The 13837-nt window shown below is 60.8% G+C and carries 15 protein-coding genes; 2 read left to right on the top strand and 13 right to left on the bottom strand.

Annotated features, from left to right (window positions below):
• Positions 1–30: 30 nt before the first annotated feature.
• The 4 genes from rsmH to DLM86_RS14085 form a co-directional block, all read right to left on the bottom strand.
• Positions 31–990, bottom strand: coding sequence for a 16S rRNA (cytosine(1402)-N(4))-methyltransferase RsmH (gene rsmH, locus DLM86_RS14070; RefSeq protein WP_211326527.1), 960 nt, complete (start codon positions 988–990; stop codon positions 31–33).
• Between the two features lie 47 nt (positions 991–1037).
• Positions 1038–1475, bottom strand: coding sequence for a division/cell wall cluster transcriptional repressor MraZ (gene mraZ, locus DLM86_RS14075; protein WP_110840640.1), 438 nt, complete (start codon positions 1473–1475; stop codon positions 1038–1040).
• Positions 1476–1604: 129 nt separating this feature from the next.
• Positions 1605–2705, bottom strand: a complete 1101-nt coding sequence (locus DLM86_RS14080) for a DUF4349 domain-containing protein (protein WP_158289471.1) — start codon at positions 2703–2705, stop codon at positions 1605–1607.
• Positions 2706–2842: 137 nt separating this feature from the next.
• Entirely contained in the window at positions 2843–3622 is a 780-nt protein-coding gene (locus DLM86_RS14085) for a phytanoyl-CoA dioxygenase family protein (protein WP_110840642.1), read from the bottom strand.
• Between the two features lie 132 nt (positions 3623–3754).
• Here DLM86_RS14085 and DLM86_RS14090 point away from each other — a divergent pair, with 132 nt between their 5' ends.
• Entirely contained in the window at positions 3755–4699 is a 945-nt protein-coding gene (locus tag DLM86_RS14090) for a helix-turn-helix domain-containing protein (RefSeq protein WP_110840643.1), read from the top strand.
• 64 nt (positions 4700–4763) lie between these two features.
• A complete protein-coding gene (locus tag DLM86_RS14095) occupies positions 4764–5096 on the top strand; it encodes a hypothetical protein (protein WP_110840644.1) in 333 nt (110 codons plus the stop codon).
• Positions 5097–5192: 96 nt separating this feature from the next.
• Here the strand turns inward: DLM86_RS14095 and DLM86_RS14100 are convergent, their stop codons facing one another.
• The 9 genes from DLM86_RS14100 to DLM86_RS14140 all read right to left on the bottom strand — a co-directional run bounded on the left by DLM86_RS14100 (position 5193) and on the right by DLM86_RS14140 (position 13638).
• On the bottom strand, positions 5193–6461 hold the full coding sequence (locus DLM86_RS14100; protein WP_110840645.1) for an adenosylhomocysteinase: 1269 nt from the start codon (positions 6459–6461) through the stop codon (positions 5193–5195).
• A gap of 46 nt (positions 6462–6507) precedes the next feature.
• Positions 6508–8142, bottom strand: a complete 1635-nt coding sequence (bshC, locus tag DLM86_RS14105) for a bacillithiol biosynthesis cysteine-adding enzyme BshC (protein ID WP_110840646.1) — start codon at positions 8140–8142, stop codon at positions 6508–6510.
• A gap of 73 nt (positions 8143–8215) precedes the next feature.
• Complete coding sequence (locus tag DLM86_RS14110; protein WP_110840647.1) at positions 8216–8632, bottom strand: YvaD family protein; 417 nt, start codon at positions 8630–8632, stop codon at positions 8216–8218.
• Positions 8633–8642: 10 nt separating this feature from the next.
• Entirely contained in the window at positions 8643–9017 is a 375-nt protein-coding gene (locus tag DLM86_RS14115; RefSeq protein WP_110840648.1) for a DMT family transporter, read from the bottom strand.
• A gap of 48 nt (positions 9018–9065) precedes the next feature.
• Entirely contained in the window at positions 9066–9626 is a 561-nt protein-coding gene (locus tag DLM86_RS14120; RefSeq protein ID WP_110840649.1) for a TetR/AcrR family transcriptional regulator, read from the bottom strand.
• 147 nt (positions 9627–9773) lie between these two features.
• Positions 9774–10730 carry an ABC transporter ATP-binding protein gene (locus tag DLM86_RS14125; protein ID WP_110840650.1) on the bottom strand — a complete coding sequence of 319 codons (957 nt, stop codon included), beginning with the start codon at positions 10728–10730 and terminating at the stop codon, positions 9774–9776.
• Positions 10727–11728 (bottom strand): ABC transporter ATP-binding protein, encoded by a 1002-nt coding sequence (locus tag DLM86_RS14130; RefSeq protein ID WP_158289472.1) that lies wholly within the window; start codon positions 11726–11728, stop codon positions 10727–10729. Before DLM86_RS14130 ends, DLM86_RS14125 begins: the two co-directional genes overlap by 4 nt.
• Positions 11729–11758: 30 nt before the next feature.
• On the bottom strand, positions 11759–12706 hold the full coding sequence (locus tag DLM86_RS14135) for an ABC transporter permease (RefSeq protein WP_110840651.1): 948 nt from the start codon (positions 12704–12706) through the stop codon (positions 11759–11761).
• Positions 12703–13638, bottom strand: a complete 936-nt coding sequence (locus tag DLM86_RS14140; protein WP_110840652.1) for an ABC transporter permease — start codon at positions 13636–13638, stop codon at positions 12703–12705. Before DLM86_RS14140 ends, DLM86_RS14135 begins: the two co-directional genes overlap by 4 nt.
• Positions 13639–13837: the final 199 nt, after the last annotated feature.

Genomic DNA, 13837 nt, shown 5'->3' on the forward strand with positions numbered 1-13837 from the left:
GGCGTTATCCCTTTTAATGTAATGTTTCCCTTACGCGTCCAGCTTTTCCGCCGCCCGCAGCTTCGCCGATCTCGCCCGCGGATTCCGCTCCAGCTCCTCGTCGGACGGAACGACGGGCTTTCGGTGCACGAGGCGAAGAATCCCCTTTTTTTGACAAACGCACATCGGAAAATCGGGCGGACACGTGCATTTTTCGATAAATTTCGCAAACGCGTGCTTGCAAATCCGGTCTTCCAGCGAATGAAACGTAATGACGGCCACCCGTCCGCCGGGTGCCAAGCAGGCGATCGACTGCTCGAGCGCGTCCTCGAAGGCGCCCAGCTCGTCGTTCACGGCGATGCGCAGCGCCTGGAAGCTCCGCTTCGCCGGATGCGGCCCGGTCCGTCTGGCGGCCGCGGGGATCGACTCCTTGATCAGCTCGACGAGCCGGCCGGTCGTCTCGATCGGAGCGGCCGCGCGGGCTTCGGCTATCGTCTTGGCGATTTTGCGCGAAAACTTCTCCTCGCCGTACTCGAACAAAATGCGCGCGATATCCTCGGGACTCCACTCGTTGACGATCGTCTTGGCGGTCAGCGGCGAGTCGCGGTCCATCCGCATGTCCAGCTCCGCGTCGTGATTGTAGCTGAACCCGCGATCCGCTTCATCCAATTGGGGCGACGATACGCCGAGGTCGAACAAAATGCCGTCCACCTGCGGCACGCCGTCCTTTTTCGGCACGAAGTCCAGGCCCGCCAGCACTTCGCGCAGACGGCGGAAATTGCTTTTCACGATATGTACGCGTTCCCCGTAAGGGGCCAGCATGATCTTGCCGTTGGCGAGCGCGGCGTCGTCCTGATCGAAGGCGATCAGCCGGCCGGCCGGACCGAGCTTCGAAGCGATCAGCGAGCTGTGTCCCGCTCCGCCCATCGTGCAATCTACATAAATTCCGTCGGGCCGTATGTGCAGCGCCTCGACGGACTCTTCCTTCAACACCGTCACATGCTCGAACAAGTTGCGTCCTCCACCAGCCGCGGCCGGCATGCGCCGAAGCTGTTTCTCTATAAGTCAAAATTGAAGTCGACGAGCTTCTCCGCAATTTCGTTGAACGACTCTTCCGACTGCTGGAAATAGTTTTCCCAAACCTGCTTGCTCCAAATCTCCACCCGGTTCGAAACGCCGAGCACGACGCAGTCTTTGTCCAGCTTCGCGTATTCGCACAGCGTGTTCGGGATGTTGATGCGTCCCTGCTTGTCGAGCTCGCACTCGGTCGCGCCGGAGAAGAAAAACCGGGTGAACGCGCGGGCGTCGGCCTTCATGAGCGGCAAGCTCTTCAGCTTCTGCTCGAGCACGGCCCATTCTTCCTTCGGGTAGACGAACAAGCAGTTGTCGAGTCCGCGGGTGACGATGAACTGGGCTCCCAGGGCTTCGCGGAACTTGGCGGGAACGATCATCCGACCTTTGTCATCGATCGAGTGCTGATATTCCCCCATGAACATCCCTAGGTCTCCCCCTTTCCACCACTTTCACCCACTTTTCACCACTCTGAATGGATATTCGTCGCCAACGAATAAAATCCTGCCGCAGGCGGCAGGATTTCGAAAAAAAATATTTCATCCCATTAAATGTCAGTCGTCGCTCCCGGTATCGGCCCGGCTCGCCGATTCGCCTTCCGGAATCCCGTCCGCGTCCCGGTTTTGCAGCCGGATGAGCCGGCTCCGCTCCTCCCGTTCCGCCGCCCGCTTCCGCCGGCTTCTCCAGACGAGGAAGGCGGGGATGCCGACGACGAGCAGCACGGCCGCGACCGGGAGCGCGGCGGCCAGCGCGATCAGCAGCGCTTGGAAGAAGCCGACCACGACACCCGCACCCCCGCCGAGCGCCTTCGACAGCTTGCCGGCGAAGCCGTCCTCGACGTTTTCGCTCGCCGCCTTCGCTTTCTCGATCTTCTGGTACAGCCGGATTTCGATCGTGGAATAAGCGACGTTTTGCTCCAAATATCGCATGCGCCCCTTGATCTGTTCGATTTGCGCCTGGACGCTGCCGAGCTGGCTCGAAAACGCGACGAGCTCGTCGCTCTTGGTCGCCTTCTCCATAAACGAGAGAAGCCTCGCCTCCTCCGTCTCCTTCGCCTTGAGGCGCGAGGACAGGTCGACGTACTCCTCGGTCACGTCCTGCCCCTGGACGCTGCGCTGGATCGATTTCGGCTTCATCTTCTCCAGATCGGCGAGAAAGCCGGTGAAGCCGTTCGAGGGCACTTTTACGACAAGCGTGCCGCTCTGCTCGTAATCGGTCCGATTTTCGGAAAACTGCATCAAGTAGCCGCCGGACAAATGGATCAAGTTGTTGATGTCCGTATGGGCGGCTCCGTAATCGGTCACTTCCATCGTCACGTTCGCTTTGTAAATGATTTGACGGGCCGGCGCGGCTTCCGCCATGTCGACGACGGAGCCGCCCGGCGGCTGCGCCCCCGCTCCTGCGCCCGACTGCGGCTTCTCCGCGGCGGCCGCTCCTTCCGACTTCGCGTCCTGCTTGGCTGCGGTTCCCGGCGCGGCTTGATCCGCCGCGCGGTTAGCGACCGACTGCTGCGCCGCCGACGCTTGCGGCGCCGATGCGTCCGCCCCGCTCGACGTCTTGTCTTCGCTCGAGCCGCAGCCCGCCAATGCGCCGAGCAGCAGCGCGCATGCCGCCGTCGCGGCGAGCTTTTGCCTTCCTCCGATTGTCCGTTTCAAGACAATCCCCCCTTCGATCCGATCGTTTCTCGATCAGACGGCCCCTCCGGAAAAGAAGAAGCGCCGTCAACTCCTAAACGGAGCTAACGACGCCCGTGTTGCAACATTCGGGTACGAAACGAAATTTTTTCCAGCGGTTACGCCTTGAGGCGGTACTCGGCTTTGTATTCGCGGTATTGCGGATTTTCGCCGCAAATCATGAGCCCCTGTCCCCAATTGACGTGATCGTCGTTCGTCGGCGGATCGGACGGATCCCGGTACTGGAACAGGACGTTGCGGCGCGGACGGTCGCTCCGGTTCACGTCCGAGCCGTGGATCGTCAAGTAATTGAAAAACAGCACGTCTCCCGCTTGCGCCGGACAAGGGGTCGCCGACGACAACGGATAGTCCCGGTGATCCAAATAGTGCCGGCCGACGTGCGGAATCGGCCCGAGCTTGTGGCTGCCGGGGATGACGCACAGGCAGCCGTTGTCCATGTCGGCGTCGTCCATATGGACGCTCGCGGCCATCATCGTATGGTTCGCGTGCGGAAAGTACGGATGGTCTTGGTGGAGCGGGAACGCGGCGCCCTTCTCCGGCGGCTTCACGAGCATTTTGGAATGATGCAGCTGCACGTTCGGGCCGATCAGCTTCGAGACGATCGCCGTCATATTCGGGTGGCATACCGCCCGGGTGAATGCGGCGTCCTGATAATGGACGTCGTGGAACCCTTTCAGGACGAGCTTCTTCAGCTCCTCCGGAGGCAAATAGTCGCCCTGCCACGTATGGCTTTGGGCGACGTTTTTCGCTTTGGCCGCCCGGTCGACGATGCCGTCGACGGCTCGCCGCATCTCCTCAACCTCTTCGCGGGAAAAGACGCCTTTGACGAGCAAATAGCCGGTATCCTTGTAAAATTGTACATCGTCTGCTTTAATCATCGTAACGGACCGCTCCTTCGGTTTGATGGTGAAAGGGCTTAACTTGCCTTGATTATAAGCTTCCGCGTACGCCGTTGTATTTGCCGTTATCGGCCTCGCATTTGTACAATTCGGACAGGATGTGATGAATGCATGTTCCGATTCGATCCGGACCGCGCCTTGTCGCTGCTGGACGCGTACGCCTTGCGCCCGGGGGATAGCCGACTCGGCTTTGCGGTTCATTATTGGGGAATCACGCCCCGCCACTACGATAACCCGGTTCACAAGCATTCGTTTTACGAAATATGCTACGTGCTGGACGGCACCGGCTCGTATATGGACGACGGGCATTGGCATCCGCTCGGACCGGGCACGCTGTTCTGCTCGCGTCCCGGCGTCCTTCACCAAATTCGCAGCGAAGCCGGCATGTATTTGCTGTTCGTGGCGTTCGAGGTCGACGAGCGCGTATCCGATCCCGGCGCGGTGCGGACGTACCGGTCGCTGCGGGCCACGGACCGCATCGTGCTTCCCGATGCGGACACCGTCTCCGCCGCGCTGCTATGGCGGTCGCTCATGCTTATGCTGGAGCGGCCTCCCGGCTTGCGGGAGAGCGCCTTGGCCGGGACCGCCTTCGCGCTGCTGCTTTCGTTTCGCGACGCATTCCGCGCGTCGGACGAAGACGAAGGCGGGGATCCGGGCGACGTCCCGCTTCGCAAGTCGGCTCACCAATTGCTGAACCGGGCTCTCGTGTTCATCAAGGACAACTTGTCCCAGCCGCTTGCGCTGGAGACGGTCGCGCGATACTTGCACGTGTCCGGGAGGCATTTGTCGCGCCTGTTCGCACGGGAGCTCGGCCTCAGTTACGTCCACTACGTCCGACGGGAACGAATCCGTCACGCGACGGAGCTGCTCGACTATACGGACATGACCGTCCAGCAGGTGGCCGACGCCGCGGGCTTCGCCTCGGTCCATTACTTCACGCGCGTCTTCGCACGGGAAACCGGCTGCCCGCCGGGCAAGTACCGGCAGCGCGGGCGCAGCGGAGGCGACGGGGACGGTGCCGCGGCCCCTTTGCCTGTTCGGCGCGAACGCGTATAAAGTAGGTCCGGATATGGGATACCATCTAAAGAACGGTAAAAACGGTACGAACCGGAGGTTAGCGATGGAGAAGAAGACGTATTACGTATCGGTGCAGGCCGGAACGGTATTGGAAAACGAAGGGGACGCCGCTTACGAATTCGAGATTCAAGCGACGGAAGCGGAGCTGGACGATTTGGTCGAGTCGTTCGAGCTGCTGAGCGACTTGGACAACGATTCGGCCGCACGGGCGCTCAATCCGTTCGAAGATTATTCGCAGGACGAGGAAAACGACAATTACGACATCACGTTGACGCAAATATACCGGAAGCTGTACGACATGGGCACGGAACAAACGCGGCGAACGATCGCCGGCATGGGCATGATCGGCGAGCAGGAGAAGCCGATCGCCCCTTGATGGAGACGGATCGCCTCACGTGTGGCGATAAACCGGCTTGAACGAAGCAAAGCCCCTTTCCGATGAAAGGGGCTTTGCTTCTCCGGACGTGTCCGATCAATGTTCGACCCAGCTGTCCAAGTACGCCTTCTGCTCGTCGGTCAGCGCGTCGATGCCGATGCCGAGCGATTCCAGCTTGAAGCGGGCGACCTGCTCGTCGAGCTCGTACGGGACGTTGACGACTTTGCTGCCGATCTCCTTGTAGCGATCGTTCACGTATTTGAGCGACATCGCCTGCAGGGCGAACGTCATATCCATAATTTCCGCCGGATGGCCGTCGCCGGCCGCCAGGTTGACGAGACGGCCTTCGGCCAGCACGTACACTTTGCGTCCGTCCTTCAGCTCGTACTCCTCGATGTTGCGCCGCACGGTGCGCTTCGAGACGGACCGCGCCTCGAGCTCCGGCTTGTTGACCTCGACGTCGAAGTGGCCGGCGTTGGACAAGATCGCTCCGTCCTTCATGACGTCGTAGTGCTCGCCGCGGATGACGTCGCGGTTGCCGGTCACGGTGACGAAGTAGTCGCCGACCTTCGCCGCTTCCACCATCGGCATGACGGCGAAGCCGTCCATGTACGCCTCGACCGCCTTGATGGCGTCGATCTCGGTGACGATGACGTTGGCGCCGAGACCTTTCGCCCGCATCGCCACGCCTTTGCCGCACCAGCCGTAGCCGACGACGACGACCGTCTTGCCGGCGACGACGAGGTTCGTCGTCCGGTTGATGCCGTCCCATACGGACTGCCCCGTTCCGTACCGGTTGTCGAACAAATATTTGCAGAACGCGTCGTTGACGGCGACCATCGGGAATTTCAGCTGGCCTTCCTTCTCCATCGCCTTCAGGCGAAGAATGCCGGTCGTCGTCTCCTCCGCGCCTCCGCGCACTTGCGCGAGCAAATCTTGACGCTCCGAGTGCAGGATCGTTACGAGATCGCCGCCGTCGTCGATGATCAGGTCCGGCTTCGTTTCGAGCGTATGAATGAGAAGCTGCTTATACTCTTCCGGGGACGGGTTGTATTTCGCGAATACGGTAATCCCGTCTTCGACAAGCGCCGCGCACACGTCGTCCTGCGTCGACAGCGGGTTGCTGCCCGTAATCGTCACGTCCGCGCCGCCCGCTTGGACGACCTTGGCCAAGTACGCCGTCTTCGCTTCCAGGTGAAGCGAAATCGCCACTTTCAGCCCTTTGAACGGCTGCTCCTTCTCGAACCGGTCGCGAATCCGGTTCAATACCGGCATATGGGCGCGTACCCAGTCGATTTTCAGATGGCCGTCCTTCGCCAGCGACGGATCGGCGATAATGCTGTTTTGCTTCGCGCTTGCGCTCATCCTTGATAATCCTCCTTCGAGTGATCGGCTTCAGCCGTCCCCATGCTCAAAAGTATACTATGCGGTGACACCCGTCTCGGGACAGGGGCACGTCAATCAATTCGCGGAGCCAACCGTCGCCGTATTTTACGGTATATTGGAACGGGTTGTACACCCGCTCCTGCGGTTTGCCCAGCGGCAGCACCGACAGCCGGATCCGCTCCCACTGCCGCAGCGCCGAATCGTGCTGCGTCCGGAATGCGTCCGCCGTCTTCGTCTGCAAAAATTCGATCTGCTCGACGATCTTTTGCCGGTTCGTCTCGGACAGCTTGCGCAAGCCCGGGTTGATGCCGGACACCGTCTCGACGACCGGGTCGTACAGCGCCGCGAACTTCGCCTTCGTCTCGGCGAACAGCTCCTCGACCTGCAGCGAGCCTTGCGCCTTCAACCATTCGTCCTGCTTCTCGTCGAGCCGGCTGACGACGTCGTCGAAGCCGAGACCGAACTTGCCCATCTGCTTCTGAACCGTCCCTTCGAGCAGCGTGAACTCGTATCTCGGCACGACGATCGGCATTCGCATGCCGAACAGCGCGAAGGCGCCGCGCAGCAATCCCCAATAAGCGATTTCCGACGGACCGAGAACGGCGGACAGCACCGGGAACAAGTAATCCTGCATGAGCGGGCGCGTCATGACGTTGTTGCTCAGCCGCTCGGGCTCGCGCTCCGCCAGCTCGGCCAATTCGCCGGCCGTAAACGACACGTTTCCTTTGCGGTCCGCGAACGTATCCCCGCTCCGGTGCAACAGCAGCCGCTCGCCGCGTTCGTACGCGAACAGGTGCGCCTGCTCGGGAGCGAGCTCCACCTGCGCCGCGTAACCCGCTTCGGCCAGCCGCTCCTTCGCTTCCAGGAGAGCGGCGCTCAGCTCGCTCTGGCGGGCGACGATCGGCCGGAACATGCCCGACTCGAGCTTCCGCAAGGAAGCGTCGTCCGAATCGACGAAGACGAGCCCGTATTCGCCGAACAGCCATGCAAGCGTCCGGGCGAACTGGTCCGAGAGCGTGTCCGATTCGGCCGCGATCGCCCGCAGCCGCTCCATCAGCCCGGCCTTGAATTCCGTGTTCATGAGCGATCGCTCCAGCTGGTCGAGCGCGTCGTCCCACGCTTCCCGTGGAACGCTCCATCGGCTTACCGACGTCTTCACGTCGGGCGCCGCGTTCAGCTTGATTTTTTGCACCGCGAGCGAATCGGTCAGCACATACGTATGGTTGACCTCGTCCGTATCGTGATCCTCGCCGGCGATCCAGAAGACGGGTACGACCGTTCGGCCCAGCCGCTCGGACGCTTGACGCGCTTCGACGAGGATCGTGATCGCCTTATAGAGCACGAGCAGCGGCCCGGTGAACAGGCCGGCCTGCTGGCCTCCGGCGACGACGAGCGTGCGGCGGTCGCGCAGCGCCTCGATATGCGCCGTCGCGTTCGCTCCCGTATTGCCGATTTTCCCGTTGTAGGCGAGCAGCGCTTGGACGAGGCCGTCCCGGTCGGCTTGCGGCCTTCCGTCGCGATCGAGCCACGCGGCGCGCTCCCGCTCGCTTCCTTCCTCCCACGGATTGTACTCGTAGAAGGGGGAGACGGAAGCGAATTGGTCTATGTAATCCCGAGTAAGGGGCTGACCGGGCGCCCATCGGAAACGTTCCACTTTCATCCGGCAACCCTCCGTCTGCATGCGTACGATAGCGTAAAGCTACTTCCGATTGTACACGTAAGGGCCCCGTTCGTCAAAGCGTCCGGCGACGTTCCCGGCTTTTCCCGATGCCCTTGATCAACGCCGGGATATAGAAGCACGGATAGAGCAGGAGATACAAATTCGGAATCCACCACGAGACGTCGAAATCGAGCCGGATGCTCCAGAACGAAATCGCCTGCAGCCCGGAGCAAAACGTCAGCGCAAGCGACAGCAGCGCCCAACGCTCCCAAGACGCGCTCCCCCGTTTCCAGGCGTACAGGCTGGCGAAGCCCGTGGCCGAGATGAACAGGTCGAGCGGAAAAAACGACCAATTCCATGCGACCAATACCGGATTCCGGTAGTCGCTGTACAAATAGTCGGCGGGAATCAGCTTCAACGCCGTTACGAGCCAGTACAGGACGAACCCGACGTCCGTCACCCAAAACCAAATGCGCAGCGAGCGCGCCATCGGCTTCCCCTCACTTTCCGGCCGCATCGGCTTGCGCCGGCTCTGGCGGAGACGCGGAACCATGCCCGTCCCCGCTCATTTGCAGGCCGACGACGCCCGCGACGATCAGTATAATGAACAGCGCCTTGCGCCAATGAAACGATTCGTGAAACCACAGCGCGCCGATGACCGAGATGGCGGCGATGCCGACGCCGGACCAGATCGCGTAAGCGGTGCTCACCTCGATTTTTTTGAGCGCCATCGTGAGCGACGAGAAGCTGGTCAAGTAAAAGACGATCATCAGGGCGGACGGCAAAGGACGCGTAAACCCTTGCGCCAGCTTCATCGACGTCGTGCCCGCCACCTCGAGCACGATCGCCGCGGCCAAGTACAGCCAAGCATTCATAACCTTTCCTCCTTTAATATAAGGACTTGTTCCGCCGCCAGGCGGCCGTCAACGTTCCCGGCCGGCCAGCCCGAAGACGAACATGTCGACCGCAGCCGCGATCGAATCGTTCAGATTGGCGCTGCTTCGGATCAAGTAAGAGGTGTCGAACAGGGCGGCGAACGCCCCCCGCATCGCCTGTACGGCGGCCGGAACGTCCAGCGCGACGAATACCCCCGTCCTGATCCCTTCCTCCAGCAGCGCGGTGACGACGCCCCACTCCTCCTGCATGAACCGGTCGATCCGCTCCCATTCGTCCGGATAAGCGCGCTTGATCTGCGCGAGCAGCCTCGCATCGACGAACCGGACGTCGTTCGGCAGAACGCACAGCACCCGCCGCAGCTTCTCGGTCAGCGTGAGCGAGCCGTCTTCGAAAATGACCCGCTCCGCGTCCTTCATGTCGCGAATGGCCGAGTCGACGAGCGCGGCCACGATCGCTTCCTTCGAATCGAAATGCTCGTACAGCGTCCGCTTGCTGATCGCGAGCCTGGCGGCCAAATCGGCCATCGTGAATTTGACGCCGCTGTCCAGCAGCTCTTCCGCCGCGGCGCGAACGATCCGTTCTTTCATGGGCTCCTCCTTCTCGGAACGACGAAAACTATTCTGGTTTTTTCAGTACCAGACTAGTATAGCTTCGTTTTCCGCCTTTGGCAATCTTTCCGTTCGCGCGGACGAAAAAACGCCCCCGGCCGGCGGGAGCGTTTCTCATCCTTTCGATTAAGCGAAATGACACGCCGTAAAGTGCCCCGGTCTCGCCTCGACGAGCGCCGGCTCGACGCTGGCGCATTTCTCCGACGCCGCGGGGCAGCGCGTCCGGAAATGGCAGCCGGTCGGCGGATTGATCGGGCTCGGCAAATCGCCGGACAGCACGATCCGCTCGCGCGTCGCCTCGATATCCGGGTCCGGGATCGGGATCGCCGACAGCAGCGCCTTCGTGTACGGGTGCGTCGGGTTCGCGTACAGCTCCTCGCTCGGCGCGATCTCGACGACTTTGCCCAAGTACATGACTGCGACGCGGTCGCTAATATGCTTCACCATCGACAGGTCGTGGGCGATGAACAAGTAGGTCAAGCCCATTTTCCGCTGCAGCTCCTGCAGCAAATTGACGACCTGCGCCTGGATCGACACGTCGAGCGCCGAGATCGGCTCGTCGCAAATAATGAATTTCGGATCGACCGCGAGCGCCCGGGCGATACCGATCCGCTGCCGCTGGCCTCCGGAAAATTCGTGCGGATACCGGGTGGCATGGTCCGGATTGAGGCCGACGAGATCGAGCAGCCGCTCGACCCGCTTCTTCCGCTCGGCCTTGCTGCCGGCGAGCCTATGGATGTCCAGCGCTTCGCCGATAATGTCGGTAATCGTCATCCGCGGGTTCAGCGAGGCGTACGGGTCTTGGAAAATCATCTGCATGTCGCGGCGCAGCGCCTTCATCTTCGAGCCGGACAGCGAGTAAATGTTCGTGCCGTTGAAGTTGACGGCGCCGCCCGTCGGCTCGTACAGCCGCAAAATGGTGCGGCCGGCCGTCGACTTGCCGCAGCCGGATTCGCCGACGACGCCGAGCGTCTCGCCCTGCTTGATGTCGAAGCTGACGTCGTTGACCGCCTTCAGCGTCTGGCCTTTGCCGACGTTGAAATATTTTTTCAAGTTGCGGATTTCCACCAATGGAGCGCTCATCTCGCCACCTCCTGCGCAAGCGGATGCGTCAGCCAGCACCGCACCTGATGCGTGTCGCTGAGCGACACGTTATCGGCGTCCCGCTCGGCGCAAATGCGCATCGCGTCGTCGCAGCGGGCGCAGAAGCCGCAGCCGGCCGGAGGCTTGATCAAGTCCGGAGGCGTCCCGAAAATCGGGATAAGCGGCTCGTCCTTGGGCTGGTCGAGACGCGGTACGGAACGGAGCAGCCCTTTCGTATACGGGTGCTTCGGGTTTTTGAATATTTCGTGCTTCGTGCCGGTTTCCACCACTTTGCCGGCATACATGACGATGACCTTGTCGCACATATCGGCGACGACGCCCAAGTCGTGCGTAATGAGGATGATCGACGTGCCCAAGTTTTGCTGCAAATCTTTCATCAGGCGCAAAATTTGCGCTTGGATCGTCACGTCGAGCGCCGTCGTCGGCTCGTCCGCGATAAGCAGCGCCGGGTTGCACGCGAGCGCGATGGCGATCATCGCCCGCTGCCGCATCCCGCCGGAAAATTCGTGCGGGTACTGCTTGATCCGCGCTTCGGCGTTCGGGATGCCGACGAGCTGCAGCATTTCGACGGCACGGCGGTTCGCCGCCTGCTTCGTCATGTTCTGATGCTTGATCAGCCCTTCCGTTATTTGGCGGCCGATCGTCATCGTCGGGTTGAGCGACGTCATCGGGTCCTGGAAAATCATGCCGATCTCTTTGCCCCGGATGCGCTGCATCTCCTTCTCCGTCTTCTTCAGCAAATCGTCGCCCATGAAGCGGATCGATCCGCCCTTGATCAGGCTCGGCGGCGAAGGAATCAACCGCATGATCGTCTGCGCCGTCACGCTTTTGCCGCAGCCGGACTCGCCGACGATCGCGACGGCCTCCCCTTTGTTCACTTGGAAGCTGACGCCGCGAACCGCTTGCACTTCACCCCCGCGAACGCGGAACGACACTCGCAAATCCTGCACGTCCAATATCGTCTCTTGTCGATCCAAGCGATTCTCCTCCCCTCGGGAGCTGGTAAATTATTTTTTCATTTTCGGGTCGAACGCGTCGCGCAGTCCGTCGCCGAACACGTTGAAGGCGAACATCGTCAAGCTGATCAGAAACGCCGGGAAAAACATTCTCCACGGCAAATACATCCACGACGACAGCGCGTCGGATATCATCGTCCCCCACGAGGCGGCCGGCGAATTGACGCCGAGGCCGAGGAAGCTCAAGAAAGCTTCGGCGAAAATCGCCTGCGGCACCGTCAGCGTCAGCGTGACGATAATCGGACCGGACGCGTTCGGGATCAGATGCCGGAACAAAATCCGGAAAAAGCCGGCGCCGAGCGAGCGGGACGCCAAGGCGTACTCGTGGTTTTTGAGCAGCATGATTTGCCCCCGCACGATCCAGGCCATCTTGATCCAGCCGGTGACGACGAGCGCAAGGATGATCGTGTACATGCTGGGCTCGAACACGACGACCATCAAGATGACGATGAGCAAATAAGGAATCGAGTCGAGCACTTCGGAGAAACGGTTCATCACTTCGTCGACTTTGCCGCCGAAATACCCCATGATGCCGCCGTAAATAACCCCGATCAGCAAATCGATCAAGGCGGCGAACAAGCCGACCCGCAGCGAAATCGAAGCGCCCATCCACGTGCGGGCGAACATGTCGCGTCCGAGGTCGTCGGTGCCGAACCAATGCTCGGCCGAAGGCGGCTGGTTCGTATTTTGCAAATCGTTGGCGTAATAATTGTAGGGCGTCATCATTTGCCCGAAAAAAGCCATGAACGCCAGCACGACGAGGATCGCCAAGCCGATCATGGCCAGCCGGTTCGAGCGGAGGCGCAGCCAGGCGTCCTTCCACGAAGACAAGCTCTCGCGAACGATTTTTTCGCCTTGGCGGCTTTCCTTGTCCAGCTTCTGAAACAGCTCCGGCGAAATCGTGTCCGGCGCGTTCCGGACGTTCTGTTCCGTCATCATGCCTTCTCCTTCCCACCGGTCAATTTGATCCGCGGATCGACCATGCCGTACGCCACGTCCGTGAAGAAGCGGGCGCACATGAGCAGCGTGCCGTAAAACAGCGTCAGCCCCATAATGAGCGTATAGTCGCGGTTTTCCACGCTCTCGACGAAATATTTGCCGAGGCCGGGAATGCCGAAAATTTTCTCGATGACGACCGATCCGGTAATGACGCTCGTGGCGAGCGGTCCGAGGTACGTGACGACCGGCAAAATCGCGTTGCGCAGCGCGTGGCGAAGCGTGATCGCCGTGCCGGCGAGACCTTTCGCCTTCGCCGTCTTGATGAAGTCGGACTGCAGCACCTCCAGCATGCTGGAGCGGGTCAGACGGGCGATGAAGGCGATCGGCATGAACGCCAGCGCCAGCGTCGGCAGCACGTAATCGAGCGGCTCGTTCAGCCCCGCGACGTTAAAGAGCGGCAGCTTGACGCCGAACACGTACTGCAGCAGCGTCGCCATGACGAAGCTCGGCACCGCGACGCCCAGCACGGCCACGACCATGGCGACGCTGTCCAGCAGCCTGCGGTGGCGAAGCGCGGCGACAGAACCGAGCGTAACGCCGACGGCGACGGCCGTCGCGACCGCGCACAAGCCGAGCCGGAGCGAGTAGCCGAACGCGCCCTCGATGATTTGGTTGACCGAGCGGTTTTGCCATTTCATCGACATGCCGAGGTCGAACGACGCGACGTTTTTCATATACTCCGCATATTGGACGATCAAAGGTTTGTCCAGTCCGTAATAAGCCATCAAATTCGCCTTGATTTCGGGCGGCACCGCTTTTTCGGACAAAAACGGATCTCCCGGGATCGCTTTCATCAGAAAAAACGTCGCCGAAGCCAGCACGAATAAGGAGATGATGACAAAGAGAAGCTTCCGCAGCAAGTAGCGAGCCAAATCCGCGCACCTCCAGAGCATAATGCGAAGCGATCGAACGAAGCGCTTCGATAAGTGCGGATAGTAAGTTTACATAATGCATGATTATTGTAATCTCCAACGCCGTCAGCGTCCAACAGAACCATTTTCCAAGGCAGAAAAAAATCGGGGTATATAAGACGCCCTATACACCCCGAGAGTTGCTGCGATTGCTATGAGA

Origin of the sequence: Paenibacillus flagellatus, assembly GCF_003217775.1 — a bacterium.
In the GTDB taxonomy this organism is placed as follows: domain Bacteria; phylum Bacillota; class Bacilli; order Paenibacillales; family NBRC-103111; genus Paenibacillus_AB; species Paenibacillus_AB flagellatus.

Bases quoted from the DNA above. Each gene is read 5' to 3' on its own strand.
- DLM86_RS14095 (WP_110840644.1), top strand. From the start codon at position 4,764: ATGGAGAAGAAGACGTATTACGTATCGGTGCAGGCCGGAACGGTATTG.
- DLM86_RS14100 (WP_110840645.1), bottom strand. From the start codon at position 6,461: ATGAGCGCAAGCGCGAAGCAAAACAGCATTATCGCCGATCCGTCGCTG.
- DLM86_RS14110 (WP_110840647.1), bottom strand. From the start codon at position 8,632: ATGGCGCGCTCGCTGCGCATTTGGTTTTGGGTGACGGACGTCGGGTTC.
- bshC (WP_110840646.1), bottom strand. From the start codon at position 8,142: ATGAAAGTGGAACGTTTCCGATGGGCGCCCGGTCAGCCCCTTACTCGG.
- DLM86_RS14125 (WP_110840650.1), bottom strand. From the start codon at position 10,730: ATGAGCGCTCCATTGGTGGAAATCCGCAACTTGAAAAAATATTTCAAC.
- DLM86_RS14090 (WP_110840643.1), top strand. From the start codon at position 3,755: ATGTTCCGATTCGATCCGGACCGCGCCTTGTCGCTGCTGGACGCGTAC.
- DLM86_RS14085 (WP_110840642.1), bottom strand. From the start codon at position 3,622: ATGATTAAAGCAGACGATGTACAATTTTACAAGGATACCGGCTATTTG.
- mraZ (WP_110840640.1), bottom strand. From the start codon at position 1,475: ATGTTCATGGGGGAATATCAGCACTCGATCGATGACAAAGGTCGGATG.
- DLM86_RS14115 (WP_110840648.1), bottom strand. From the start codon at position 9,017: ATGAATGCTTGGCTGTACTTGGCCGCGGCGATCGTGCTCGAGGTGGCG.
- DLM86_RS14135 (WP_110840651.1), bottom strand. From the start codon at position 12,706: ATGATGACGGAACAGAACGTCCGGAACGCGCCGGACACGATTTCGCCG.
- DLM86_RS14120 (WP_110840649.1), bottom strand. From the start codon at position 9,626: ATGAAAGAACGGATCGTTCGCGCCGCGGCGGAAGAGCTGCTGGACAGC.